Source organism: Fundidesulfovibrio sp., from assembly GCF_058402725.1.
In genome coordinates this window covers 1-22,951 of the sequence record NZ_JBZVFJ010000017.1, presented here as the reverse complement: position 1 = coordinate 22,951, position 22,951 = coordinate 1, and the positions used below count along the sequence as shown (strand labels likewise).

Here is a 22,951-nt window from a genome sequence, read left to right as displayed (position 1 = left end):
CCAAACCACTCAGGTGATCCCATGCTCGACACGCTGACGCCCCAAGGGGGCATCCTGGAAATGCTCATGAAGGCCACTCCCACGGTCAAGTTCGTCATGGCCGTGCTGGTGGCCATGTCCCTGGCCAGCTGGAGCATCATCTTCATCAAGCTCTTCACGCTCAGTTCCGCGCGCAAGGAAGCCGCCCGCGACGCCAGGATCTTCCAGGAGTCGGAGAACCTCAAGATGGCCATGCGCGCCGTGAGCCAGAACAAGGCCTCGCCCTGCTACGCCGTGGGCCTCCAGGCCTTCGAGGAACTCATGCGCATGGAAGAGGCGGACCTCGAACCCGCCGAGAAGTCCCGAGTGGCCATGGACAACATCCGCCGCACCCTGCGCCAGGCCGTGTCCACGGAGTTGGGCATGCTCACCAAGAGCCTGTCGTTCCTTGCCACCTGCGCCAACGCCACGCCCTTCATCGGCCTGTTCGGCACGGTGTGGGGCATCATGAACTCGTTCCACTCCATCGGCCTGCAGCAGTCCGCCGCGCTGGCCGCCGTGGCCCCCGGCATCTCCGAGGCCCTGGTGGCCACGGCCATCGGCCTGGGCGTGGCCATCCCCGCCACCCTGGCCTACAACTTCTTCCTGGGCTACATCCGCCACATCGAGCGCGAGCTCATCGGCTTCTCCGGGGCCTTCCTCAACCGCATCCAGCGCGAAGTGAGCTGGGCCCCCAAGCAGCCCGCCCGCGCCGAAGCCCCCGCAGCGCCACGCGCCCGCACCCGGGAGGACTACTAGCATGGGCATGGCCACGGGAGGGGGCGGAGACGGCTTCCTCGCGGAGATCAACGTCACGCCCTTCGTGGACGTGATGCTCGTCCTGCTGATCATCTTCATGGTCACCGCGCCCATGATGACCCAGGGCCTGGAGGTGGACCTGCCCAAGACGCAGACCGTGACCACCCTGCCCGAGACCTCCGAGAACCTCGTGCTGACCATCAGGAAGGACGGCTCGCTCTACCTCGACGAATATCCCGTCTCCTTCGACGACCTGGCCCAGCACGTGCGCCGTCTCGTCACGGACCAGAAGAAGCTCCTCTTCCTTCGCGCCGACAAGGACGTGCCCTACGGCACGGTGGTGCGCGTGATGGGCTCGCTCAAGGGAGCGGGCGTGGACAAGCTCGGCATGGTGGCCGAGCCCGAGGCCGTGAAGGAAGAGAAACCCCAGGGCCGTCCGAAAAAATGACCCACTTCCGGACATCCGCCTTCTGACGCCATGCGCTATCTGAGCTGGCTCTTCTCCGTCTTCCTGCACCTCACCGTGGTGCTGGGCGGCATCCTGCTCTCCAACCTGGAGATGCGAAAGATCCGCCTGGACATCCCGGTCTATGAATTCGAGATGCTCGATCCCGGACTCGCCGGGCCGGCCGCCAAGCCCGACGCGGCCCCCGGCTGGGAAGGCCCCGGCCAGCCCGGCCAGCCCGACACGCCCCAGCCTCCTGGCCCCAAGGAGGCCGAGAAGATCCCCCAGCCGCCCAAGCCCGACGAGGCGGCCGCCAAGGCCCAGCAGGAGGCGGCCGCCAAGAAGGCCGCCGAGGACGCCGCAAAGAAGGCCGCTGCCGACGAGGCCGCGCGCAAGGTGGCCGCCGAAAAGGCCGCTGCGGAAAAAGCTGCCGCAGAGAAGGCCCAGGCCGAGAAGGCAGCCCGCGAGAAGGCCGCTGCCGACGAGGCCGCCCGCATCGCCGCCGAGAAGGCAGCCCGGGAAAAGGCAGCCAAGGAGGCGGCCGAAAAGGCGGCCGCCGACAAGGCTGCAAAGGATAAGGCCGAAAAAGAGGCCGCCGACAAGGCCGCCAAGGACAAGGCCGCCGCCGAGAAAGCCGCCAAGGACGCGGCCGACAAGGCTGCCGCAGACAAGGCGGCCAAGGACAAGGCAGCCAAGGACGCCGCCGACCGCGCGACGCGCGAGCGCCAGGACGTGCTCAACCAAGCCCTCAAGGACGCCAAGTCCAAGAGCGGTTCGGGCTCCAACACCGTGGCCCAGGAGCTGGAGAAGCTGCGCCGCCAGGCCGGACAGGGCGGCGGAGGCGGCGGGGGCGGCGGCACGGCAGGAGGCGGCACGGGCACGTCCGAGGCAGTCTACGGCGGCATCGTGGAAAAGCTCATCAAGCAGAACTGGCGCTTCCCGCAGTTCACCAACCTGAAGCTGGTCTGCGTGGTGGAATTGCAAATCGACCGCGATGGGCGTATCCAATCGGTCCGTCTCGTCTCGTCCTCCGGCAGGACGGATTTCGACAACTCGGCCCTGCGCGCCATCCAGGACACCGAGAACCTGCCCAAGCCGCCCTCCGCGAACCTGGGCAAGCTGGAACTGACATTCAACTCACAGGAAAAACGCTGACATGGCTCGAAACCGCGCTTTCCTCGCCTGCGCCCTCGCGACGCTCCTCTCGCTGGCCCTGGCCGCCGACGCCCTCGCCCAGGACACCCTGGCCATCGAAATCCAGGGGCCTGGCCAGGCTCGCATGAACATCGTGCAGTCCAAGCCCTTCGGCGACGGCAACCTGCCCACGGACGCCCAGTACCTCAACGAGCTCATCCGCAAGAACCTCGCGTTCATGCCCTTCCTCAAGATCATGAGCGACTCCGACATCCTGGGCGGCGCGACCCTTTCAGGACCCAAGGCCGACCAGATCGACTTCAAGCCCTTCACCCTGGCCAAGGTGGATCTGGTGGTCACCTCGGTGTGGAAGCCCGGCAAGGGCCTGGGCGACGTTGAACTGCGCGCCTACGAGGTGTTCTCCCAGAAGATGCTCCTGGGCAAGGCCTACGCCGGGGTCACGCGCGACCAGCTCCCCGAGGTGGCCGACCGCTTCTGCATGGAGCTCATGGCCCTGCTCACGGGACAGGGCACCATCTTCAAGTCCAAGCTGGCCTTCGTGAAGCCCTCCGGCAAGGGCAAGGACATCTGGATGGTGGGCGCCATGGGCCGCGACCTGGCCCAGGTGACCCGCTACGGCGACCTGGGCATGGCCATCTCCCCGGCCTGGTCCTGGGACGGCGGGCGCATCTGCTTCACGCTCATCGGCTCCACCTCGCACTACCTGGGCATCTGGAGCGGCGGCAAGGCCAACGTCTTCACCCTGCCCTCCTCCACCGTGATCAGCCCCCACTTCATGCCCAACGGCACCGTGGCCGTGGCCCTGAACATCCGCCACAACACCGACATCTACGCCCTGGACAGCTCCTTCAAGCAGACCGCCTCCACCCTGGTGGCCGACTCCTCCATCGACGTGTCCCCCAGCTTCGACCAGTCCGGCAACCTCATGGCCTTCGTCTCCGACAGGCTGGGCAACCCCAACGTCTTCGTGAAGGATCTGGCCTCGGGCTCCGTGCGCCGCGCCTCCAAGTCCGGATACAACACCAATCCCGCCATGAGCCCCGACGGCAAGTACGTGGCCTACTCCAAGCAGGCGGGCGGACACCGCATCTTCGTCTACGAGCTGGCCACCGACACGGAAAAACAGTGCAGCTTCGGCCCTGGCTCCGACGAGAACCCCACCTTCGCGCCGGACTCCTACTTCATCGCCTTCTCCTCCAGCCGCGGCGGAGGCAAGAAGCTCTATCTGACCACCCGCAACGGCGACGGCGCGGTGCAAATTCCCACCGGCGAAGGCGACGCCATCATGCCCGCCTTCAGCCCCGTGGCCCCCAAGGAATGATGTGTCGCGCCGCGCCGCATCCGGGAGAACCCTTTTTCTCCCCGGAGGCGGCGCGGCGCTTGCCTTTTTTATGCAAGGGAGTATGTGTTGCCCCCGTCGGACGCGTGTGTTTTTTTTCATCGCCCGACGTAACGCGGTAGAGGGTGGCACCGTCGAGTACCGCAAGAGGAGGAAAATCCAAATGAAGAACAGACTGTTGTTGGCCGTCATGGCGATCCTGTGCATGTCCCTTCTGAGCTTCGGCTGCGCCAAGAAGCAGGTGGCAGGCCCCGACAAGGACAACTGGGAAGAGCAGGAGCGCGAGCGCCTCGCCCGCGAGCGCGAGCTGCGTGAGAAACTGGGCCGCGTGGCCGGCGAACTGGGCACCATGATCCACTTCGACTTCGACCGCTACGACCTCAAGCCCGAAGCGCGCCAGACCCTGACCCGCAAGGCCGAGATCCTCAAGCAGTACCCCGAGATCAAGCTCGTGATCGAGGGCCACTGCGACCAGCGCGGCACCGCCGAGTACAACCTCGCCCTGGGCGAGCGCCGCGCCCGCGCTGCGGCCGACTACCTCGTCAACCTGGGCGTGCCCACCGCCAAGCTCTCCATCGTGAGTTACGGCAAGGAACGCCCCCTCGATCCGGCCAACAACGAGGCCGCCTGGGCCAAGAACCGCCGCGACGAGTTCAAGCCCAGCTACTAGCCCGCAAGACTGCGCGCAATAACAAGGCCGCGAGGTTCTCCTCGCGGCCTTTCGCGTTGCTGGAGGCGCGCACGCCCCGGGGGGGGGCTTGGCGGGGAGACCCGCTCGCGGTAAGCTCACGGAAGAACACAGGACCACAGGAAGCACAGCATGACCCAGCACTCCGCACCTCAGGACTTCGCCCTGGACCCCGTCACCGCCGCGTGGCTCAAGGCCCGTCAGGACGCCAACCAGCCCCCCGTGGACACCCTCCCCGTGGACGTGGCCCGCCAGGGACTCGAAACCGCCCAGGCCCAGCCCGTGGACAAGCCCCGCGCCCTATCAGACGACGTGACCATCCCCGGCGGCCCCGCGGGCCCCGTGCCCGTGCGGTTGCTGCGCCCCACGGGCGCGCAGGGCAGGCTCCCGGCGCTCGTCTACATGCACGGCGGCGGATGGGTCCTGGGCAGCCCCGACACCCACGACCGCCTCGGGCGCGACCTGATGCAGGCCCTCAACATGGCCGTGGTCATGGTGCGCTACGCCCGCGCCCCCGAGGCGCGCTACCCCGTGGCCCTGGAACAATGCCACGCCGTGGTCTCCTGGCTGGCCGAGCACGGCGAAGTCCTGGGCCTGGACTCCTCACGCCTGGCCGTGGGCGGCGACAGCTCAGGCGGCAACCTGGCCGCCGCCACGGCCATCCTGGCGAAACGCCGGGGAGGGCCGGACCTGCGCTGCCAGGCGCTCGTCTATCCGGTCACAGACGCTGCCTGCGATTCGCCCTCCTACGAGCGCTTCGCCGACGGACCGCACCTGACCCGACGGGCCATGCGCTGGTACTGGGACCAGTACTGCCCGGACGAGGCCGCCAAACGGCAGGACACGGCCTCGGTGCTGCGCGCCGATCCGGAAGCCCTCAAGGGTCTTCCCCCGGCCCTGGTGCTCACGGCCGAGGTTGACGTGCTGCGCGACGACGGCGAGCGCTACGCCCGCCTGCTCACCCGGGCGGGCGTGGAAGTGCAGGCCCTGCGGCTTCTGGGCGCGCTGCACGGCTGCGCGGCGCAGAACCCCCTGTCCGCCACCCCTCCCGCGCGCGCGGCCGTGGCGGCCGTGGCGGCCTTCGTACGCCGCTGCATGGCCTAGCCTTCATCCAGGCATTGAGCGCCCCGCCAGGGTGTTCCGAAGGAGTCGGCACGCGGCCCGGGCGTCACCTCAGCTCGTACCCAACGCGCGTGAACTCGCAGCAGAGGCGGAAGTGGAACCGCTCCACCGTGTACATGGAGCCCACCAGACGCATGGGCGGCTGCACTTCGTCCACCTTGATCCCGTCCCGGTAGAACACCAGGACCAGCTTGAAACCGCCGGATGCGAAGCGGGGCTTCGATGCGGCGGCGAGCGAGAACGTGCCCGTGAAACTGTAGGTCCTGGGGGCGTCTTCCTCGACCTTTCCGACAAGATTGCCGTGCTCGCCGGACACGGTGACCTTGTGCACGGGCCCTGCGGCGAGGGACGCCGCAGAGAACGCGAGGAGGGCCAGCAGCGCGAACGCCGCGAGAGGGAAAACCGTCTTGCGCATGGGTCAAACTCCCGATGTCCGCGTCCTGTCGGGCGGCGCGGCCCACGACGCGAGGTTCAGCATGCCAGTTTCTTCAGGAGCCAGGCCATGTTCCGGCCCAGATCGCGCATGGTTTTCATGCCTTCCTGGTCGCTTTCCACCTGTCCGATGTCCCGCCCGAAACCCAAGTTCCAATAGCTCGAACCGGGCACGATCATCTGGCTGATGAAGAAGAAGGCGTTGAGGGAATTGAAGGTCTGCATGCCGCCGCCCCGGCGCAGGCTCACCACGGCCGCGCCCACCTTGCGCGCGAACATGTCGCCGTTGGCGCGGGCCACCATGCCCGCACGCTCGATGACGGCGCGAAGGCCCGCCGTGACGTCGGCGAAATACGTGGGCGAGGCCAGGATGATTCCGTCGGCCTCCAGCATGGCCTCGACGAGCCCGTTCAAGGCGTCCTTGGCCACGGCGCAGCGCCTGTCCTTGCGCTTGAAGCATTCGTAGCAGGCCACGCAGCCCGAGAGCTTCAGGCCGTGGAGCTGCTCCATGCGCGTCTCGATCCCCTCGGTCTCCAGTTCCTCGAACACGGCGCGCACCAGGATGGCGGTGTTGCCGTCCTTGCGCGCGCTGCCGTTGATGGCCAGCACCTTCATGCTTCCTCCGGTCGCGGTTTTGTTCCGCCTGGTTACGCCTCGGGCCGGACGCGGCGGCGTCTCCCCGGCCCGAAGACGCCCGGCGGGCAGTCCGGCCGGAACGCCCCGCCGGGCGCGGTGGTTCGTGGAGCGCCCAGAATGGCCCGCTGCCGCCGAGAGCACGGCCGGACCATACAACGAAAATCCGGCCCTGTCTCCCGGTGGCGGGGTTCTAGAAGCCCAGTTCCTCGTTGATCAGGATCACGGTGGTGCGCTCCTTGGGGGCGCATTTGACGTGGATCGTCCAGGTGTTGCAGATGCGCTCGGGCGAGGGGCAGTCCTCGCAGCGGTGGGTGGCGGTGCAAGGGGTCTTGCGGGAGAGCCTTGCGGCGTTCACGGGGGCGGCCACGTCGCGGATGCGCTCCATGGCGGCGTATTCGTCGGGGCAGATCTTGTTGCGCCCCGCCAGCACGATCACCTTTTTGGGGCCGAAGGTCAGCGCGGCCACGCGGTTGCCTGTGCCGTCCAGGTTCACCAGCGCGCCCTGGGCAGTGACGGCGTTGGTGGAGGTGATGAAGAGGTCGCAGAGCAGGGCCTGGCGGCGCAGCTCGATCATCTCGGCCGGGGGCAGGGCGTAGTTGTAGGTGTCGAAGAAGGCGAGCCCGGGCAGGGCCTTCACCTGCTCGTAGAGTCCGGACTCGGTGATGGTCATGGAGCCGCCGAAGGCCACGGAGCCGGGCTGTATTTGCGGGATGAGGGTGTTCAGGACCAGTTGCTTGGCTTGCTGCATGTCGGCGGCCACGTGGGCGGCGAAGTTGTTCTTGCGCAGGGCCTTTGCGGTCTCCTCCAGACGGGCGAGGTAATGCTCATTGAGTTTCGGATGCATGGCTTGTCCTTGTTGACAGAAGGGTTGCAGGGCTTTACTCCTCAGGGGCTTTACCGCCGGGGCAGGGGCAAGTCTAGTGTCCTGGATGTAAGCTCCCCTTGACACCCAGGCCGATCGAGGCTATGAAGCCAAGTTCCATTTTTCACCCCGACACGACGGAGACCATGCATGAGCAAGAGAACATACCAGCCGCACAACACCAGGCGCAAACGCACCCACGGCTTCCTGGTGCGCTCCCGGACCAAGAACGGCAGGGCGATCATCCGCCGCCGCCGCGCCAAGGGTCGCAAACGCCTGGGCGCCTAGGTTTTCCCAAGTCCCTCCACCTGGTAAGGCGCTCGGACTTCCTCGCCTGTTACGAGCGGGGCTGGCGCCACCATTCGCGGGGCTTTCTGCTTTTCGTGCTCGACCGGCCAGACCCCGGCCCCTGGAGGCTGGGGATGGCCGTGAGCCGGAAAGTGGGGCATGCCCCCACGCGCAACCGGGTGAAGCGGCTTCTGAGGGAATTCTTCCGGCTCCACGGCCCGGCGATTCCGGGCGGCATCGACATCGTGGCGGTTCCCAAGAAACAACTGGACGTGCACGGCCTGACGCTCAAGCTCCTCACCGAGGACCTCGAGCCGGTACTTGAGAAAATCCAGGCCCGACGGAACCGCAACGCAAGCCGCCCCGACGCCTGAAGCCCGGCCGGACGGGTCCGAAGGACCCACAATCCGGGCCGCGAGGCCCGGTTCGGGATACTATGCAAAGGCTTCTGTTGGCGTTCATCGCCGTGTATCGGTACTGCCTTTCTCCTTTGATTCCTGGGCATTGCCGGTTCATTCCATCCTGCTCGGAGTACGCCCGCGAGGCGCTGCTCCGCCATGGCCCCTTGCGGGGGTCTGTCCTGACCGTCTGGCGCCTCCTGCGCTGCCAACCCCTTTGCGCTCCCGGCCTCGATCCCGTCCCACAAACCTTCTGCCGTGGCGCGTTCTCGCGCCCGGGCACGCGGCACGCCGCGAAATAGGACGTATTCCATGGACAACAACAAGCGCGTTCTGCTGGCCATCGCCCTGTGCCTTGGCGTCCTCATCGCCTGGCAATACTTCTTCCCCCAGAACGCCATGATCCAGAAGGCTCCGGATCAGCAGGCCCAGCAGCAGGGCCAGAAGACGGACACCAAGCCCGCCGCCAAGCCCGACCCGTCCATGGCCCAGGCGGAGCCCCTCCCCGGCTCGCCCATCGTGGTCAGCACCCCGCTCTACAAGGCCACCCTGCTCACCTCCGGCGGCGTGCTCCAGCACTTCACGCTGGCCAAGTACAAGCTCTCCCTGGCCCAGAACTCCCCCAACATGGACCTCGTCTCCGCCCAGGCGGCGTCCAAGGCCCCCATGGGGCTCATCGTGGACGGCAAGGCCTCCTGGCGCGACGCCGCCTGGACCACCGACGCCAAGGACACCACCCTGGCCCCCGGCGCTTCCGCCACCCTCACCTTCACCGGGACTGCGGGCGGCCTGACCATCAAGCGCGAGCTGACCTTCCACGCCGACAAGTACGAGATCGACGAGGCCGTCACCCTGGTCTCCCAGGCTCCTCAGGTCTCCAAGCTGGCCTTCACCCTGGCGGCCGGAAGCCTCACCGGCGGCGAGGACAACTACAACCCCACCCGCGCCGCCTTCTACACCAAGAGCCTTGAGGAGATCACCGGCCTGGACGGACTCAAGGAAGGCAAGCTGGTCGATTCCGGCCAGTGGGCCGCCGTGGAGAGCAACTACTTCATCTCCGCCCTCATCCCGGCCGGTTCCGCCCTGCTCAAGCTCCAGCACGTGGACGGCGTCACCCGCCTGGCAGCCGAGCGCGACAACATCTCACTGGCCGCCGGAACGCCCGTGAAGGTGCAGAACAGCTACTACCTCGGCCCCAAGGAACGGTCCATGCTGGAGCAGGTCCCCGGCAACCTCAAGGCCGCCCTGGACTACGGCTGGTTCCACATCCTGGCCGAGGGCTGCCTGTGGCTGCTGCACTTCCTCTACGGCTACGTGCACAACTACGGCATTGCCATCATCATCCTCACGGTGCTCATCAAGGCCGCCTTCTGGCCGCTCTCCCAGAAGAGCTACAAGTCCATGGAGAAGATGCGCCAGCTCCAGCCCCTCATGGCCGCCATCCGCGAAAAGCACGGCGAAGACCGCACCAAGATGAACGAAGAGCTCATGCAGCTCTACAAGACCTACAAGGTCAACCCCGCCGGCGGCTGCCTGCCCATCCTGGTGCAGATCCCCGTGTTTTTCGGCCTCTACCAGGCTCTGCTCAACTCCATCGAACTGCGCCACGCGGCCTTCATCGCCAAGGTGCCCTTCACCGACCTGCCCTGGCTGGCCGACCTCTCCGCCAAGGATCCCTACTACATCACGCCCCTGATCATGGGCGCGACCATGTTCATCCAGCAGAAGATGTCCCCCCCCGTGGGCGACCCCACCCAGGCCAAAATCATGCTCTTCATGCCCGTGGTGTTCACCTTCATGTTCCTCAACTTCCCTTCCGGCCTCGTGATCTACTGGCTCGTGAACAACGTGCTCTCCATCGCCCAGCAGGGGATGCTCATGAAGGGGAGCGCGCCCGCACAGGCCAAGAAGGCGTAGGGAGAAGCCATGAGCGACTTCAACACGTTCACCGGCAAGACAGTGGACGACGCCATCGGCGAAGCCTGCCGCTTCTTCGCCGTGGAACGCGACAAGCTGGAGGTGGAGATCGTCAGCGGAGGCTCCACCGGCATCTTCGGCCTCGTGGGCAAGAAGAAGGCCCAGATCAAGGCCCGCCGCCGCGTCGATCCGGCCCTGGCCGCGCTCCTCGAACAGGAGGCCAAGGCCGGACGCGAACGCGCCGCCGCGACACGGCCCGAGGCCGCCAGGCCCCAGCGCCAGGAAGCCGCAAAGCCCGAGCCGGCCCCCCAGACGCAGGACGCGCCCGAGGCCCCTGTTGCGGGGGATGCCCCCCAGGAGGCCGCCCCCTCGGAGGCCCACCGGCAGGAATCGGCCCGCCAGTCCGACAACCGCCGGGAGCGCGGCAACGGGCAGCGCCCCGAAGGCCGCCGCGAGGGCGGACGCCCCCGCAACGGCTCCCGGCCCCAGGAACGGCGCGAGCCCCAGTCCGCTTCCGGCGACCTGCCCGAAGCCCAGGACGCCGAAACCCCGGCGCGCCAGCCCCGGCGCGAGCGCGGCGAGCGTCGCCCCCGGCAGTCCGCCCCCCGTCAGGGCGTGCCCCGCGACGACGCGGCCCTCGACGCCAGGGACGACGAATTCCCCGAAATCCACGACGACACGCCGGCCTCGCCGGAATTGCTCGCCCTGACCGAAGAGGTGATGAAGAAGCTCCTCACGCCCATCCTGGAGCAGGAGCCCGCCATGCGCATCGAGGGCAGCGCGGCCCGCGTGAGCGTGAGCGTCCTGGACGAGGAACACTCCGGCCTGCTCATCGGCCGGGAGGGCCAGACCCTGGCCGCCCTCCAGTACCTGGCCAACCGCATCGTGGCCCGGGCCTGGACATCGCCTGTGCGCGTGCAGATCAACACCGGCGAATACCGCGAAAAACAGGACGACAACCTGCGCCGCATGGCGCTCTACCTTGCCGACAAGGCCAGGAACCTGGGGCGCTCCCAGTCCACCAAGCCGCTCAGCTCGTACCACCGCCGGGTGATCCACCTGGCCTTGCAGTCCGACGAGACCATCCAGACCCGCTCCAAGGGCGAGGGTCCCATGAAGCGGGTGATCATCGTGCCCCGCAAGCCCAAACCCCAGCCCGAGTCCGTCCAGTAGGCGGACCCTTCAGCGTTCCTTCGAGGCCGGGCCATGCCCGGCCTTCTTATTTCTCGCCGCAGACGGCGTAGACGACGCGGACGCCGGGCACGACGCAGCGGTTCGCCCGGGCGGTGTAGCCGCCCTCGGAAAATGATGGCCTGCCCTCGCCGGGCGCGTTCAAGCCGCCACACCCTCACCTGCCCGGAACAAGACCTGCCCCTTCGTTCAGTCACGCACTCCGCCTGACCTGTCGTCCGCTTCCTGTCCGGCGGTGAAACCTTGTCACTGGCACGGACCCTGCTTTGCGTCCCGCAGGGGAAGATTCTTCCCACCCCGAATCCAGGCGGCTGCGGCCGCGCAAGGAAGCAAAGGATAAGCCATGACCGCAATCTCCTCACTCTCTTCATACGGCTACGGCGCATCCCCCCTGGAGACCCTCGGCAAGGCCCGGGAAGAGGACGCCTCGTCCCGCGCGCAAGCCAACCAGACCCAGGGGACTTCCGGCGGCGACACGGCCAGCATCTCCGACACGGCCAAGGAGCTTTCGCGCATCATGGCCAAAGCCAAGGGCGAAAGCTCCGGGGATTCCTCCGAAAGCCAGGACCCCATCGAGCGCATCAAGAAGAAGATCGAGGAACTGGAGAAGAAGATCGCCGCCGTCCAGCAGAGCCGCCTGCCCGACGGCGCGAAACAGGGCATGGTGAAGGGACTCGAGACGGAACTGGCCGCGCTCCAGCAGGAACTGGCGAGGCTCATGTCCGAGGCTACGTCCCAGGCGGGCTCGTCCGCCGCCAAGGGCTAGTGTCGGGACCTTGAAAACCTGAAAGTGTTATACAAAAAATCAATGGTTTTAGATGCTTGCTTTGACAATCCGTATGAAAGGATTGTGAGGACGCAACACTAGGCCGACCTTCCGCCGGGCCACGGACGGCCCGGTCACGCCCCGCCCGCCCTGCGGCTACGGGCGCGGACACGGCGCTCGCCTGGGCCCGTGCAACGCCAGGGACGGCTGCCCGGCAGGGTCGCGAAGGCGTTCGCGGCCCGCCGCGGCAACACGCCGTCTCATCGGCATCGACGCGCCTACCCTCGACCGCGAAAGCTATCGCCCCCCGTTGTCACCAGCGGCAAGCCCGCGCCAAAGGCTTGTTCCGCCTTTTCACTGTTCCTGGGGCCGGTCCGGCTTCTCCCGGGAAGGCTCCTCGCGCGGCGCCTCCCCCCCGGCAGGGTCCTGGCGGGAGTCCGGAGGAACCCGGCGCTCCCTGGGCAGGGCAAGGCGCACGCGCACGCCATCGGCCACGGGCTCCAGCCTGGGCGCGGCGACCTGGGCCTCCTTGTCGCGGAAAACCAGGACCACCCGGAATTTGCCGGGGTGCTCGCCCAGGCGCACGCGCTCGAAGGGACCGCTCTCCACCACGCCGGAACGCACGCCCTCGGCATTCCAGTCGCCCTGGATGTCCAGGCCCAGGCGAGCCGGGTCCTTGGCCTGGAAGACCACCACCTTCTCGGGCTGGGCGCTCGTGCGCACGGTCACCACCGCCTCGTCCCCGTTCACCGCCACCTGCACCCCGAGCACCTTGCCTCCCTGCGCCTTGCCCTTGGCCGCCTCGGTCCTGACGGACGCTTCGGGCCGGGCTTGAGCCTGGGCAGGCGTCTGAGACGGAGCCTGAGCCGGAGTTGAAGCGGCGTCCGGGCCAGGGGCCAAAGGCGACCCCGGCAAGGGGGGAGACGCGGCCGCGCCCGAAACAGCCGGAGGCTCCGCGTCGGAAGCGGCGGGTTCCACGGCCGGGACGCCCGGAGTCTCTTGTGGCGGAGCGTTCTTGTCGCCCGCCATGCCGTTGCCCTGTTCGCCGGGGCGGACACGCTCCGCAGGAGCCTCCTCCGCGTCCGGAACAGGCGCGGGGGGCGTCGCCACGGTGGGTGCGCCGCCGCGAGGGGGTTCGGCGGGCCGGGGCGCGGCGTCCTGTGGCGCAGGCGCGGCAGGAGGAGAAGCGGCGTCGGGCGTCGGCGACTCCGCCCCTGGGGCAGGGTCGGGGCTTGCGGGGCTCTCTGCAACGGACGGCGTTCCCTGTGCGCCGACGGCATCGCTCGCGAGGGCCGCCGCCTGGGCCGGGGGAGGCGGGGAAACCTCGGGGGCAGGGGCCTGCTCCGGCTGGGCCTGGCCGATCTCCACGCTGCGCCCGAGGCGCGCTGCCCGCGCGCTGGCGGCCGCGTCCGTCACCGGACCGGGGGCGAGCCGCCCGGAGCGCGCCACGGCGACTTCCACGGGAGTGGGCACGGGAGTGGGCACGGGTGCGGGCGCGGGACGCGCTTCGGGCTCCGACGCGGGAGACATCCCGGACGGCGCGCCCTCCGGCCCGGCAGAGGCCGTGAGCGCGGCCCCGGGCTGGGCCGGACGCGCCGTGGCCTCGGCGCGCTCCGCCTTCAGGGGCGCGCGCGGCTGGTGGAGGGCGATGCCCACGCCCAGCCCCACGGCCCCCGCCAGCAGGAGCGCCGGAAGCGCCAGCCCGGACCAGCGCAAGTCCACGGCCTAGATTCGCCCTTCGAGGCGGCGGGCGCGGGGATCGCTCACCGCTTCGGGGCCTCCTCGGGCAGTTCGTGGGCGTTCTTGAGCCCGGACAGGTAGCCGACGATGCGCCCGGCGTCCTGCGAGAGGCGCATCCAGGCCATCAAGGCCACTGCCTTGGGGCAAAGCCTGCGCCCCCCGGCCATGTAGGCCTTCACCGGGCCCGCCAGATAGAGCGCATAGGCCGCCAGCACCGGCAGGACCCATACGGCCCGCCAGAACCCCATGAGCAGCATCTCCAGCCCGGCAGCGTAGAGGCCCAGGCGCAGAAGGTGGCTCTTGGTGTTGGCCAGCGCCCGGCCGTCGGCCTCGGTGGCGCGGCGGCCTTCGTGGTAGAGCGAGCGGGCGTCGGGGGCCAGGCGCACCCGGGCGGCCGCCGCGGAATGGGCGTGGGGCGCCAGCCCCGCATCCTCCAGGGCGGCCACGGCGTGCGCGGCGTCCAGGGTCAGGAAGCCGGGACGCTCGGCCGCGATCTCCCAGGCCTGACGGCCCAGGGCCAGGAAGCGTCCCCCGACGGACGGCGCCACGCTGGCACGGCAGGCCTCTTCGAGGGTCTCGGCCATGGGCTCGCAGGGGAAGACCGCCGCGTCCCGCCCCGAGAGCGCGCCAGCACGGGCGACGAAATCCGTCGCCAGCACGGCGGATGCGTCGGCCACGGCCACCGCCTCGCCGTGCGCCAGGGCCGCCAGGGCTTCCGGGGCCAGGGACTGGAGGCTTGCGAAGACGGCCCCCAGCGGGTGCACGCGCACGATGTTCTCGGCTCCGGCGGCGCGGCCCGTCAAGAGCACGATCACCTCGTCGGGCCTGCGCGTCTGGGCGGCCACGGAGTCCAGGAACGCGTCCAGGCGGGCCGCGTCGTCGCCAACGGTTGCGATGAGGCTTATGGTCATGCGGGTGTCCTTCCTTTGATGGGTTCGGGGTCCTCGACCCGATCCGGGATTGTCCTGTCCCCGCGCGCGCTTGTCAAGAACGCTTTGGGTCCTTGCTGTCAGGAGCGACGAGAGCCCTCAGGGCCGCCAGATTCATGCGGTCCTCGGCCAGGTCCTTTTCCTTGTGCGTTTCCAGGATCATGGGCAGCCCGGCCAGGAGGGGGTGGTTCACCACGGCCGCGAAGCCCTCCGGCCCGATGGCCCCCTGGCCGATGTGCTCGTGCCGGTCCAGGCGCGACCCCAGCGCCCCCTTGCTGTCGTTGACGTGCACCAGGCGCAGCCGGGAGGCGTCCAGCCGGGCCAGGGCCGCGTCCAGCCCCTGCGGGGAACGCACGTCGTGGCCCGCCGCGAAGGCGTGGCAGGTGTCGAAGCACAGGCCCAGGCGATGGGGATGCCGGGAGCGTTCGACGATCGCCCCCAGATCGCCCAGGTCGCCCCCCAGTGTGGAGCCCTGTCCGGCCGTGTTCTCCAGGAGCACCAGGGGGCCTTCCCCGTCGGATGCCTCCAGCGCGGCATCCAGGCTCGCCGCCGCGCGGTCCAGGGCCTCTTCCAGGCCCGAGCCCGTGCGCGCGCCCGGATGCAGGACCACCAGGCCGATCCCCAGGACGCGGCAGCGCTCCAGTTCCGCCGCCAGGGCCGCCGTGGAGCGCGCGCGCAACTCCTCGCCGGGCGCGGCCAGGTTGATCAGGTAGGAGGCGTGAGAGGCCACGGGGTGCGGCCCCCAGTCCTCCAGGGCGCTGGCGAAGGCCTGGGCCTCGCCGGGAGTCACGGGCGTGGCCTCCCACTGGCGCTGGTTGCGCGTGAACAGCTGCAAGGCGTCGCCTCCGGCGGCGCGGATGCGCTCCACGGCGCGCTCCACCCCTCCCGCAGCCGACTCGTGAGCCCCGAAAATGCGCTGTCGCGTCCCCATCATGCCTCCCTGCCTCGAAATCTGTTGTGGAGTTCGCTTCGGGATGCTACCCAATGCCTCCCCGCAACCACGGTCGGAAGGCGTAGCCAGAAACCATATGTCCGGAACAGCATACGTAACCCTCTGGTATCCCAAACCCTCGGAAACCTTCGTGGTCGGCGAGGTGGCGGCCCTGCGCAAGCTGGGCATGCCCGTGAAGGTCTACACCCTCTACGGAAGGCTGCGCCGCAACGTCTGCAAGGACATGGAGACCAAGTGCGCCCCCGTGCACCGGCTGGGCTGCGCCTCCATCCTGCCCATCCTCTCCTCGGTGCGCTGGTGGTGGAAGAACCGCCCCGACCTTCTGCGCGCCGCCGCCCGCAAAGTGCTGGTCCGCTTCTGGCGAGACCTGGAGCAGACCGGCGAGAACGCCTGGGCCTTCCTGGCCGGGTGCCACCTGGCGCGGCTCTTCACCCAGGCAGGCGTGGAGCACATCCACGCGGGCTGGGCCAACGGTCCGGCAACGGCCGCCTGGACGGCCTCCCTGCTCACGGGCATCCCCTTCAGCTTCACCGGCCGCGCGGGCGACATCTACCCCCCCGACGGGGCGCTGGAGGAAAAAATCGCGGACGCCAAGTTCGTGCGCACCGACGCGGGCTTCAACGTGGACTACCTGCGCCAGTTCACCTGGGAGAAGAAGGACCGCGTCCACCTGGTGCGCAACATGCTCTCCTGGGACGTGCCCGCCCCGGCGGAGCTGCCCATGCGCGAGCCCTTCCGACTGCTCGCCATCGGGCGTTTCGTCAAGACCAAAGGCTTCGACGTGCTCCTGGACGCCTGCGGCCTGCTCAGGGAGCGCGGCGTGGACTTCCGCCTCACCCTGGCCGGGTCGGGCGCCATCGAGGGCAAGCTGCGCGCCCAGGCCAAGCGCCTGGGCATCGAGGACAAGGTGGAGTTCCCCGGCTTCATCCTGCACCGCGACGTGCCGGAACTCATCGGCCGCCACGACATCTTCGTGATGCCCAGCAAGATCTCCGCCACCGGCGACCGCGACGGCCTGCCCACCGTGATCATGGAGGCCCTGGTGAGCCGCGTGCCCGTGGTGGCCACCGATGTGGGCGGCATCCGCGAGGTGATCGAAACCGGCGAGACAGGCATCCTCATCCAGCAGAAGAACCCCAAGGCCATGGCGGAGGCCATCCTCAAGCTCGCCGCCGACCGCGACGAGGCCGTGCGCATGGCCGAGAACGGCAAGGCCCGCGTGCTGGATTTCTACGACACCGCGCGCAACGCCCGCTCCTTCCACGACCTCATCGCGCAGTGACCCACGGGGCCGCGCCCCGGATTGACCGCAGCCCGGGCAGACGGGGCCTGGGTCCCCTGGCGGGGCTGTCTCCCTGCTCCATGCCGCGTTTCGCCAACGGATACCCCCCATGCACATCTACGCCGACGCCGACGCGCTGCCCAACGCCATCAAGGAGATCCTCTTCCGCGCGGCCGCGCGCCTGCGCATCCCCCTGACCCTGGTGGCCAACAAGTTCCTGCGCACGCCCGATTCCGAACACATCTCGGCCATCCGCGTGGGCCAGGGCTTCGACGTGGTGGACGCCGCCATCGTGGAGCGCGTCGCCCCGGGCGACCTGGTGATCACGGCGGACATCCCCCTGGCGGCCCAGGTGATCGCCAAGGACGCCCACGCCCTGAACCCAAGGGGTGAACTCTACACCAGGGACACCATCCAGAGCCGCCTGACCATGCGCAACCTCCTGAGCGAACTGCGCGACTGCGGCGTGGCCACCGGCGGACCGCCGCCCCTGAGCAACCGCGACCGCGAGGCCTTCGCCAACCAGTTGGACATCTTCCTGACCAGACACGCCAGGGGGTGAAACCTCCAAAGGGGATGGTCCGCATAAGGTCCCGGGCGCGTCCCGGGCGGACCTCAACGCGCCAGCGCGCGCTCGATGGCCTCTGCATGACGCAGGGCCACGCTCTCGAGGCTGTGCTCGGCCAGGGCCGTCTCCCGCCCGGCCGCGCCGAAGCGATCCCGCAGGCCCTCGTCGGCCAGGAGCCCGGAGAGGGCGCGCGCCAGGGCCTCCGGGTCGCCCCTCGGGACCACGAAGCCCGTGCGTCCGTGGCGGACCACCTCCGCGACGCCCCCGACATCCGTGCCCACGCAGGGCAGCCCCATGGCCATGGCCTCCAGGAGCACGTTGGGCATGCCCTCGTTGGCCGAGGAGAGCACGGCCAGGGAGGCCCTGGCGAAGTGGGCCGCCGGATCGGGCGTGCCGGGCAGAAGCTCCACGCGCCCCCCGGCGGGGCTGGACGCCAGGCGCGCGGCCAGGCGTTCGCGCAGTTCGCCGTCGCCCACCAGCCGCAGCCTGGCGTCGGGGTGCTCCCTGTGGACGATCTCGAAGGCCCGCACCAGGGTCTCGTGGTCCTTCACGGGAGCCAGGCGCGCCAGGCAAAGGAGCACGGGGGCGGGCTCCCGCTCGCCGGGGCGGGGCGCAAAGCGGGCCGTATCCACACCGGTGGGGATCACGTCCACGCGCTCATCCGGGAGGCCGTAGCGTTCCGTCAAGGTGCGCTTGAGGGCCTGGGCGTTGCAGATGTGACGATGCGCAAGGGGTTTGAGCAGGGCCTCGTGCTGACGGTGGAAGTCGTCGCCGCCCCGGCAGTTGGCGATCACGGCCGGGACGCGCTCCAGGGCGCCGAAGACGCGGCCCCAGATGTTGGGCGTTACCGTAAGCGCCAGGAGCGCCTGCGGCCGGTGTCTGCGCAGGGCGCGCCACAGGCCCCACAGGGAGCGCGGCGTCACGGCGTTGCCCGGCGAGAGGGCGCGCACGGTGAGCCCCGCGGCGCGGGCCTCCTCCGCGAAGCCGCCGCCCGAGAAGAGCGTCCAGATCTCGGGGGCGAAGCGCGCTGGGTCGAGCCGTTTGGCCAGCTCCACGGCGTGGCGCTGCGTGCCTCCCAGGTGGAGGTCCTGCAGCAGGAGGACGGTCTTGATCGGATGCATGGTTCTGTGAAATGACGGCGCGGTCCGGCCGGACGTTTCTACGGCATTTCTCCCCGGCCCGCCAAGGAAAATCCTTCATGAGCGCCCAGCACACCATCCTGCGCAAGTTTTTGCACCTGGCCACGGCCCAGTGGGTGCGCGACGGCCTGCACACCCTGCTCATCGTGGTCCTGGCCCGGGCCGGGGCGGGCACGTACGGCGAGTTCGTGCTGGCCTTCTCCCTGGCGCAGTTCATCCTCTTTCTGGGCGAGTTCGGGCTCAACCAGCCCATGGTGGTGGCCCTCTCGCGCCAATGGGGCGACAAGGGCCAGGTGTTGGCCCAGTACGGGCTCATCAAGATGGGGCTCTATGTGGCCGGCATGCTGGGCGTGGGGCTCTTCTGCCTGCTCCAGGGCTACACGGGAGGGCTGCTCTGGATGTCCCTGGGCATCTGCGCCGGATGCGGGCTGGAGCCCCTGGCGGGCTCGTTCTACGTGGCGCTCCGCGTGAACCACCGCCAGGACCTGGAGGGCTACGTGCGCTCGGCCTCTGCGGCCCTGGGCTACGGCTACGCCCTGACCGCCCTCTTCCTGGGATGGCCCGTGTGGAGTTTCGGCCTGTTCAAGGTGGTGGAGAACGTGGCCAGCCTGTGCGGCTCGGCCGCCCTGTGCCTGCGCATGGAGGACGTGAAGGGCCTCAGCCTGGGGCGGCGCGGCGTGGCCCGGGCCTGGCGAACGGCCGTGGGCGGCCTGGTGTTCGTGGGCATGGCCCTGGCGGCCATCGGCTACAACAAGGCCAACGTCTTCTTCCTGCAGCGCTTCGGCGGCTCCGAGGCCGTGGGCGCCTACGGAGTGGCCTGGGAACTGGTGGACGGCGTGTCCAACCTGGCGGCGTCGCTGCTGCTTTCAGGGGTGATCTACCCCCTGCTCGTGAAGCTCTGGCGCACCGACCGCGAGGGCTTCGCTTCCCTGGCCCGGGGCAGCGCCCGCACGCTCACGGCCGCGAGCCTGCCCGTGATGGCCTTCCTGGCCATGGAGAGCGACCGCATCCTGCCCCTGGTGTTCGGCCAGGCCTACGCCCCCCACGCCTGGGTGGCGGCGTGGCTCGTCCCCTCCATCCTCATCGCCTTCCTGCACAACCTGGCCGCCTACATGATGCTGGCCTTCGGCCGCGAGCGCCTGCTCCTGGCGGTCTACACGGGAGGGCTCGCCGCTGGGATCGGCCTGTGCTGGGCGCTCATTCCCTCCGCGCCCCTGGCCGGGGCGGCGCTCGCCATCGTGGGGGTCAAGGCCCTGGTGGCGGCGTGCACGGTGGGCTACTGCCAGCGCCGCGTGGGATTCTTCCAACTCCCCGAGCTCCTCTCGATCCTCGCCTGTTCGGGCCTGGCCCTGCTGGCCTGGGCGGGCCTCTCCCGCATCGCCCCGCGCGAGGCCGCCGAGGCCGCCGCCCTGCTCCCCCTGCTCTGGCTGCTCTGGCGCTGGCGGCCGCGCAAGGCCTCCTGAGCGCGCAAGGCCCCGTCACATCGGCCCACGCGTTCGTGATTTCCGGCCCAAGGCACCCCCCCTTGTGCGAACCGGAACAAATCATTCTTTTTCTTTACCGTGGTGGCCTGTTTGGTCTAGAAAGGGGATATCCTCGCTTTCCGAGGCTTCCGCGCCCGGAAAGCACGCGAACCACCGAGGTTTCCGCCCATGACGCCCATCGACGCCGCATCCGGCGCGGCCACAAGCACCGCCATGTCCCCCTGGGAGCCCGGCGGCATGGCGCTCACGGTCTTCGCCCTGCTGGTGGGGGCCGTTGTCGTGGTGCTGCTGCTGCTCACGCGCTACGTCAACCCGGCCCGCCCCACGCCCGAGCAGGACCGTCCCTACGAGTGCGGCGTGATCCCCACCCCCGGGCACGGCTTCCGCTACCCCGCGCCCTTCGCCCTGGTGGCCATGGCCTTCCTGGTGTTCGACGTGGAAACGGCCTTCCTCTACGCCTGGGCCGTCTCCTTCGAGAAGCTCACGCCCGCGAGCTTCGCGGGCATCTGCGTGTTCATCGGGGTGCTCCTGGGGAGCCTCTGGTACCTCTGGCAGAAGGGAGGGCTCCAATGGGGCGCGCCGGTGAAGAGATGATGCGTCCGCCGCAGCCCAACGCCGTGGACCTGGCCGTGGACTGGTGCCGGGCCAACAGCCTCTGGCCCTTCTTCTTCGGGCTCTCCTGCTGCTTCGTGGAGGAGGCCACGGCCTTCACCTCCCGCTACGACATCGCCCGCTTCGGCTCCGAGGTGTTCCGGGGCTCGCCCCGGCAGTCGGACGTGCTCATCGTCTCGGGCACCATCTTCAAGAAGGTGGCCCCTGCGGTGCTGCGCCTCTACGAGCAGATGGCCGGGCCCAAGTGGGTGATCTCCATGGGCTCGTGCTCCAACACGGGCGGCATGTACGACGTGTACTCCGTGGTGCAGGGCGTGGACCAGATCCTGCCCGTGGACATCTACGTGCCAGGCTGCCCGCCCAGGCCCGAGGCCCTGCTGCACGGGCTCATGGCCCTGCAGGAGCGCGTGAAGCGCGAACGCCCCCTGCGCCCGTTGCTGGGCCTGCCCGGGGGCGTCCAGGGCGGACGCACCGAGCACCTGGTGGACGGCGTCACCAAATCCATGGACACGCGCGGCCCCGGCTTCGCGGGCTCCCTGGCGCGCGGCACGGCCGCCGCGCCCCCGCTCTTCCCGGGCAACCGCTCCCGCCTGATGTGGACGCCCCCCGCCGCGCGCATCGAGGTGACCCAGCGCGACAGGACCCTGGCCGAGACCCTGGCCGAACGCTTCGGCCCGGACATCGCACAGCAGGAGCCCGTCTCGGACATGCTCACCCTGAGCGTGCCCCGCGAGAAGGCCCACGCCGTGCTGGCCTTCCTCAAGACGCGCCCCCGCTCGCCCTACCGCCGCCTGGAAGACGTGACCGCCGTGGACGAGTCGGCCCGCCAGTCCAAGGAGGGCCGCCCCGATTTCCATCTGGTGTACACGCTGCTCAACTTCCGCGAGGCCAGCCGCCTGCGCCTGAAGGTCCCCCTGGAAAAGGACGGACCCGCCCCCGATTCCGTCACGGACCTCTGGGAAAGCGCCGACTGGTACGAGCGCGAGGTCCACGACATGTTCGGCGTCGGCTTCACCGGTCACCAGCGCCTGCGCCCGCTCATCGCGCCGCCCAACTGGCCGGGGCATCCGCTGCTCAAGGGGCATCCGCGCCGGGCCACGCTCATGAAGCCCTTCTCCCGGGACGACCTCCCGGCCCTGGAGCCCGTGGACGCCCTGGAGCTTCTGGGCAGGCCCCTGGACGACGAGGAGATGCTCCTCAACTTCGGCCCCCACCACTACGGCACCCACGGCGTGATGCGCTACGTGCTGGCCCTGCACGGCGAAACCATCAACGCCATGGACATCGAGATCGGCTACCACCACCGGGGCGTGGAGAAGATCGCGGAACACCAGCACTGGCACCAGTTCATCCCCTACACCGACCGCGTGGACTACCTCTCCGGCGTGGCCAACAACCTCTCCTACGTCATGGCCGTGGAGCAGCTTGCGGGCATCCGGGTCACGGACAGGGCCTGGGCCATCCGGGTGATGCTCTGCGAACTCTTCCGGCTCTCCAACCACCTGCTCTTCTACGGCACCCTGGTGCAGGACCTGGGGCAGATGTCCGCCATCTTCTACAGTTTCCGCGAGCGCGAGATGGTGCTCGACATCATCGAGACCATCACCGGCGGGCGGCTGCACCCCTCCTGGCTGCGCCTGGGCGGCGTGGCCCAGGACCTGCCCGCAGGCTGGAAGGACATGGTGGACCGCTTCGTCAAGGCCTTCCCGGCGCGCATCAAGACCTACGAGGCCCTCTTCAAGGACAACCCCATCTTCGAGGCGCGCACCAGGGGCGTGACACCCGTCACCCGCGAGCAGGCCATGGACTGGGGCATCTCCGGCCCCAACCTGCGCGCCTGCGGCGTGGACTGGGACCTGCGCAAGAAGATGCCCTACGGCCCCTACCCATCGCTTGACTTCGACGTGCCGACAGGAACCACCGGAGACTGCCACGACCGCTACCTGGTGCGCATGGAAGAGATGCGACAGAGCCTGCGCATCATCGAGCAGATCGCCGCCGACATGCCCCCCCGGCCCCGTGGCCAGCCCCGATTCCCGCTACTGCCTGCCCGACAAGGCGCGCAGCCTCAAGGACATCGAGAGCGTGATCCACCACTTCGTCAACGTCTCGCGCGGGCCGACGATTCCGCGCGGCGAGTGCTACCACGCCACCGAGGCCCCGCGCGGCGAGCAGGGCTACTACGTGGTCTCCGACGGGCTCTCCACGCCCTACCGCCTGCACATCCGC

The 22,951-nt window shown here is 69.1% G+C and carries 24 protein-coding genes and 2 pseudogenes; 19 read left to right on the top strand and 7 right to left on the bottom strand.

Annotated elements, in window-relative coordinates; translation table 11 throughout:
• Positions 1–21: 21 nt before the first annotated feature.
• From ACV4UX_RS04060 to ACV4UX_RS04035, 6 genes are all read left to right on the top strand, one after another.
• Positions 22–777, top strand: a complete 756-nt coding sequence (locus ACV4UX_RS04060; protein ID WP_491592047.1) for a MotA/TolQ/ExbB proton channel family protein — start codon at positions 22–24, stop codon at positions 775–777.
• 1 nt (position 778) lies between these two features.
• Entirely contained in the window at positions 779–1,225 is a 447-nt protein-coding gene (gene tolR, locus ACV4UX_RS04055; protein WP_491592046.1) for a protein TolR, read from the top strand.
• Positions 1,226–1,255: 30 nt separating this feature from the next.
• Complete coding sequence (tolA, locus tag ACV4UX_RS04050; RefSeq protein ID WP_491592045.1) at positions 1,256–2,377, top strand: cell envelope integrity protein TolA; 1,122 nt, start codon at positions 1,256–1,258, stop codon at positions 2,375–2,377.
• A gap of 1 nt (position 2,378) precedes the next feature.
• Positions 2,379–3,698 (top strand): translocation protein TolB, encoded by a 1,320-nt coding sequence (locus ACV4UX_RS04045; RefSeq protein WP_491592044.1) that lies wholly within the window; start codon positions 2,379–2,381, stop codon positions 3,696–3,698.
• Between the two features lie 181 nt (positions 3,699–3,879).
• Positions 3,880–4,386 carry a peptidoglycan-associated lipoprotein Pal gene (gene pal, locus ACV4UX_RS04040; protein WP_173080515.1) on the top strand — a complete coding sequence of 169 codons (507 nt, stop codon included), beginning with the start codon at positions 3,880–3,882 and terminating at the stop codon, positions 4,384–4,386.
• 150 nt (positions 4,387–4,536) lie between these two features.
• Positions 4,537–5,508, top strand: a complete 972-nt coding sequence (locus ACV4UX_RS04035; protein ID WP_491592043.1) for an alpha/beta hydrolase — start codon at positions 4,537–4,539, stop codon at positions 5,506–5,508.
• A 64-nt stretch (positions 5,509–5,572) separates the two neighbouring features.
• Here ACV4UX_RS04035 and ACV4UX_RS04030 read toward each other — a convergent pair whose 3' ends face one another.
• The 3 genes from ACV4UX_RS04030 to ACV4UX_RS04020 all read right to left on the bottom strand — a co-directional run bounded on the left by ACV4UX_RS04030 (position 5,573) and on the right by ACV4UX_RS04020 (position 7,438).
• Positions 5,573–5,941 (bottom strand): hypothetical protein, encoded by a 369-nt coding sequence (locus tag ACV4UX_RS04030; protein WP_491592042.1) that lies wholly within the window; start codon positions 5,939–5,941, stop codon positions 5,573–5,575.
• A gap of 56 nt (positions 5,942–5,997) precedes the next feature.
• Positions 5,998–6,573 (bottom strand): flavodoxin family protein, encoded by a 576-nt coding sequence (locus ACV4UX_RS04025; RefSeq protein WP_491592041.1) that lies wholly within the window; start codon positions 6,571–6,573, stop codon positions 5,998–6,000.
• 211 nt (positions 6,574–6,784) lie between these two features.
• A complete protein-coding gene (locus tag ACV4UX_RS04020; RefSeq protein WP_491592040.1) occupies positions 6,785–7,438 on the bottom strand; it encodes a lactate utilization protein in 654 nt (217 codons plus the stop codon).
• 168 nt (positions 7,439–7,606) lie between these two features.
• Here ACV4UX_RS04020 and rpmH point away from each other — a divergent pair, with 168 nt between their 5' ends.
• The 6 genes and pseudogenes from rpmH (at position 7,607) to ACV4UX_RS03990 (ending at position 12,016) form a co-directional block, all read left to right on the top strand.
• On the top strand, positions 7,607–7,744 hold the full coding sequence (gene rpmH / locus ACV4UX_RS04015; RefSeq protein ID WP_173080524.1) for a 50S ribosomal protein L34: 138 nt from the start codon (positions 7,607–7,609) through the stop codon (positions 7,742–7,744).
• A 14-nt stretch (positions 7,745–7,758) separates the two neighbouring features.
• Positions 7,759–8,118 (top strand): annotated as a pseudogene (gene rnpA, locus ACV4UX_RS04010) (ribonuclease P protein component); the annotation flags it as partial.
• Between the two features lie 62 nt (positions 8,119–8,180).
• The gene (gene yidD, locus ACV4UX_RS04005; RefSeq protein ID WP_491592039.1) at positions 8,181–8,444 is read left to right on the top strand and encodes a membrane protein insertion efficiency factor YidD; all 264 of its coding nucleotides are present in this window, start codon (positions 8,181–8,183) and stop codon (positions 8,442–8,444) included.
• 10 nt (positions 8,445–8,454) lie between these two features.
• Positions 8,455–10,059, top strand: coding sequence for a membrane protein insertase YidC (gene yidC, locus ACV4UX_RS04000; protein WP_491592038.1), 1,605 nt, complete (start codon positions 8,455–8,457; stop codon positions 10,057–10,059).
• Positions 10,060–10,068: 9 nt separating this feature from the next.
• Complete coding sequence (locus tag ACV4UX_RS03995) at positions 10,069–11,232, top strand: Jag family protein (RefSeq protein ID WP_491592037.1); 1,164 nt, start codon at positions 10,069–10,071, stop codon at positions 11,230–11,232.
• 361 nt (positions 11,233–11,593) lie between these two features.
• Entirely contained in the window at positions 11,594–12,016 is a 423-nt protein-coding gene (locus tag ACV4UX_RS03990) for a hypothetical protein (RefSeq protein WP_491592036.1), read from the top strand.
• 354 nt (positions 12,017–12,370) lie between these two features.
• Here ACV4UX_RS03990 and ACV4UX_RS03985 read toward each other — a convergent pair whose 3' ends face one another.
• Positions 12,371–12,787, bottom strand: a complete 417-nt coding sequence (locus tag ACV4UX_RS03985) for an AMIN domain-containing protein (protein WP_491592035.1) — start codon at positions 12,785–12,787, stop codon at positions 12,371–12,373.
• A 694-nt stretch (positions 12,788–13,481) separates the two neighbouring features.
• Here ACV4UX_RS03985 and ACV4UX_RS03980 point away from each other — a divergent pair.
• Positions 13,482–13,745, top strand: coding sequence for a hypothetical protein (locus ACV4UX_RS03980; RefSeq protein ID WP_491592034.1), 264 nt, complete (start codon positions 13,482–13,484; stop codon positions 13,743–13,745).
• Positions 13,746–13,779: 34 nt separating this feature from the next.
• On the opposite strand, the gene ACV4UX_RS03975 is transcribed toward ACV4UX_RS03980, so the two are convergent.
• Together ACV4UX_RS03975 and ACV4UX_RS03970 are read right to left on the bottom strand one after the other, a co-directional pair.
• Complete coding sequence (locus tag ACV4UX_RS03975) at positions 13,780–14,667, bottom strand: hypothetical protein (protein WP_491592033.1); 888 nt, start codon at positions 14,665–14,667, stop codon at positions 13,780–13,782.
• A gap of 73 nt (positions 14,668–14,740) precedes the next feature.
• Entirely contained in the window at positions 14,741–15,619 is an 879-nt protein-coding gene (locus ACV4UX_RS03970; protein WP_491592032.1) for a deoxyribonuclease IV, read from the bottom strand.
• A gap of 94 nt (positions 15,620–15,713) precedes the next feature.
• Between ACV4UX_RS03970 and ACV4UX_RS03965 the strand changes: the two genes are divergently transcribed.
• Together ACV4UX_RS03965 and ACV4UX_RS03960 are read left to right on the top strand one after the other, a co-directional pair.
• Entirely contained in the window at positions 15,714–16,919 is a 1,206-nt protein-coding gene (locus tag ACV4UX_RS03965; protein ID WP_491592031.1) for a glycosyltransferase family 4 protein, read from the top strand.
• Positions 16,920–17,028: 109 nt separating this feature from the next.
• Complete coding sequence (locus ACV4UX_RS03960) at positions 17,029–17,481, top strand: YaiI/YqxD family protein (protein ID WP_491592030.1); 453 nt, start codon at positions 17,029–17,031, stop codon at positions 17,479–17,481.
• Positions 17,482–17,534: 53 nt separating this feature from the next.
• Here the strand turns inward: ACV4UX_RS03960 and ACV4UX_RS03955 are convergent, their stop codons facing one another.
• A complete protein-coding gene (locus ACV4UX_RS03955) occupies positions 17,535–18,608 on the bottom strand; it encodes a glycosyltransferase (RefSeq protein ID WP_491592029.1) in 1,074 nt (357 codons plus the stop codon).
• Between the two features lie 77 nt (positions 18,609–18,685).
• Between ACV4UX_RS03955 and ACV4UX_RS03950 the strand changes: the two genes are divergently transcribed.
• The 4 genes and pseudogenes from ACV4UX_RS03950 to ACV4UX_RS03935 form a co-directional block, all read left to right on the top strand.
• Positions 18,686–20,089 carry an oligosaccharide flippase family protein gene (locus ACV4UX_RS03950; RefSeq protein ID WP_491592028.1) on the top strand — a complete coding sequence of 468 codons (1,404 nt, stop codon included), beginning with the start codon at positions 18,686–18,688 and terminating at the stop codon, positions 20,087–20,089.
• Positions 20,090–20,278: 189 nt separating this feature from the next.
• Entirely contained in the window at positions 20,279–20,704 is a 426-nt protein-coding gene (locus ACV4UX_RS03945) for an NADH-quinone oxidoreductase subunit A (protein ID WP_491592027.1), read from the top strand.
• A pseudogene (gene nuoB, locus ACV4UX_RS03940) lies at positions 20,680–22,680 on the top strand (NADH-quinone oxidoreductase subunit NuoB); the annotation flags it as partial. The gene ACV4UX_RS03945 and the pseudogene nuoB, both read left to right, overlap by 25 nt.
• Before the next feature lie 61 nt (positions 22,681–22,741).
• A partial coding sequence (locus ACV4UX_RS03935) for an NADH-quinone oxidoreductase subunit D-related protein (RefSeq protein WP_491592062.1) occupies positions 22,742–22,951 on the top strand: 210 nt, incomplete at its 3' end.

What these genes read in the sequence shown, in the direction of transcription:
- ACV4UX_RS04060 (WP_491592047.1), top strand. Translation starts at nt 22, where the DNA reads ATGCTCGACACGCTGACGCCCCAAGGGGGCATCCTGGAAATGCTCATG.
- tolR (WP_491592046.1), top strand. Translation starts at nt 779, where the DNA reads ATGGGCATGGCCACGGGAGGGGGCGGAGACGGCTTCCTCGCGGAGATC.
- tolA (WP_491592045.1), top strand. Translation starts at nt 1,256, where the DNA reads ATGCGCTATCTGAGCTGGCTCTTCTCCGTCTTCCTGCACCTCACCGTG.
- ACV4UX_RS04045 (WP_491592044.1), top strand. Translation starts at nt 2,379, where the DNA reads ATGGCTCGAAACCGCGCTTTCCTCGCCTGCGCCCTCGCGACGCTCCTC.
- pal (WP_173080515.1), top strand. Translation starts at nt 3,880, where the DNA reads ATGAAGAACAGACTGTTGTTGGCCGTCATGGCGATCCTGTGCATGTCC.
- ACV4UX_RS04035 (WP_491592043.1), top strand. Translation starts at nt 4,537, where the DNA reads ATGACCCAGCACTCCGCACCTCAGGACTTCGCCCTGGACCCCGTCACC.
- ACV4UX_RS04030 (WP_491592042.1), bottom strand. Translation starts at nt 5,941, where the DNA reads ATGCGCAAGACGGTTTTCCCTCTCGCGGCGTTCGCGCTGCTGGCCCTC.
- ACV4UX_RS04025 (WP_491592041.1), bottom strand. Translation starts at nt 6,573, where the DNA reads ATGAAGGTGCTGGCCATCAACGGCAGCGCGCGCAAGGACGGCAACACC.
- ACV4UX_RS04020 (WP_491592040.1), bottom strand. Translation starts at nt 7,438, where the DNA reads ATGCATCCGAAACTCAATGAGCATTACCTCGCCCGTCTGGAGGAGACC.
- rpmH (WP_173080524.1), top strand. Translation starts at nt 7,607, where the DNA reads ATGAGCAAGAGAACATACCAGCCGCACAACACCAGGCGCAAACGCACC.
- yidD (WP_491592039.1), top strand. Translation starts at nt 8,181, where the DNA reads ATGCAAAGGCTTCTGTTGGCGTTCATCGCCGTGTATCGGTACTGCCTT.
- yidC (WP_491592038.1), top strand. Translation starts at nt 8,455, where the DNA reads ATGGACAACAACAAGCGCGTTCTGCTGGCCATCGCCCTGTGCCTTGGC.
- ACV4UX_RS03995 (WP_491592037.1), top strand. Translation starts at nt 10,069, where the DNA reads ATGAGCGACTTCAACACGTTCACCGGCAAGACAGTGGACGACGCCATC.
- ACV4UX_RS03990 (WP_491592036.1), top strand. Translation starts at nt 11,594, where the DNA reads ATGACCGCAATCTCCTCACTCTCTTCATACGGCTACGGCGCATCCCCC.
- ACV4UX_RS03975 (WP_491592033.1), bottom strand. Translation starts at nt 14,667, where the DNA reads ATGACCATAAGCCTCATCGCAACCGTTGGCGACGACGCGGCCCGCCTG.
- ACV4UX_RS03970 (WP_491592032.1), bottom strand. Translation starts at nt 15,619, where the DNA reads ATGATGGGGACGCGACAGCGCATTTTCGGGGCTCACGAGTCGGCTGCG.
- ACV4UX_RS03965 (WP_491592031.1), top strand. Translation starts at nt 15,714, where the DNA reads ATGTCCGGAACAGCATACGTAACCCTCTGGTATCCCAAACCCTCGGAA.
- ACV4UX_RS03960 (WP_491592030.1), top strand. Translation starts at nt 17,029, where the DNA reads ATGCACATCTACGCCGACGCCGACGCGCTGCCCAACGCCATCAAGGAG.
- ACV4UX_RS03955 (WP_491592029.1), bottom strand. Translation starts at nt 18,608, where the DNA reads ATGCATCCGATCAAGACCGTCCTCCTGCTGCAGGACCTCCACCTGGGA.
- ACV4UX_RS03950 (WP_491592028.1), top strand. Translation starts at nt 18,686, where the DNA reads ATGAGCGCCCAGCACACCATCCTGCGCAAGTTTTTGCACCTGGCCACG.
- ACV4UX_RS03945 (WP_491592027.1), top strand. Translation starts at nt 20,279, where the DNA reads ATGACGCCCATCGACGCCGCATCCGGCGCGGCCACAAGCACCGCCATG.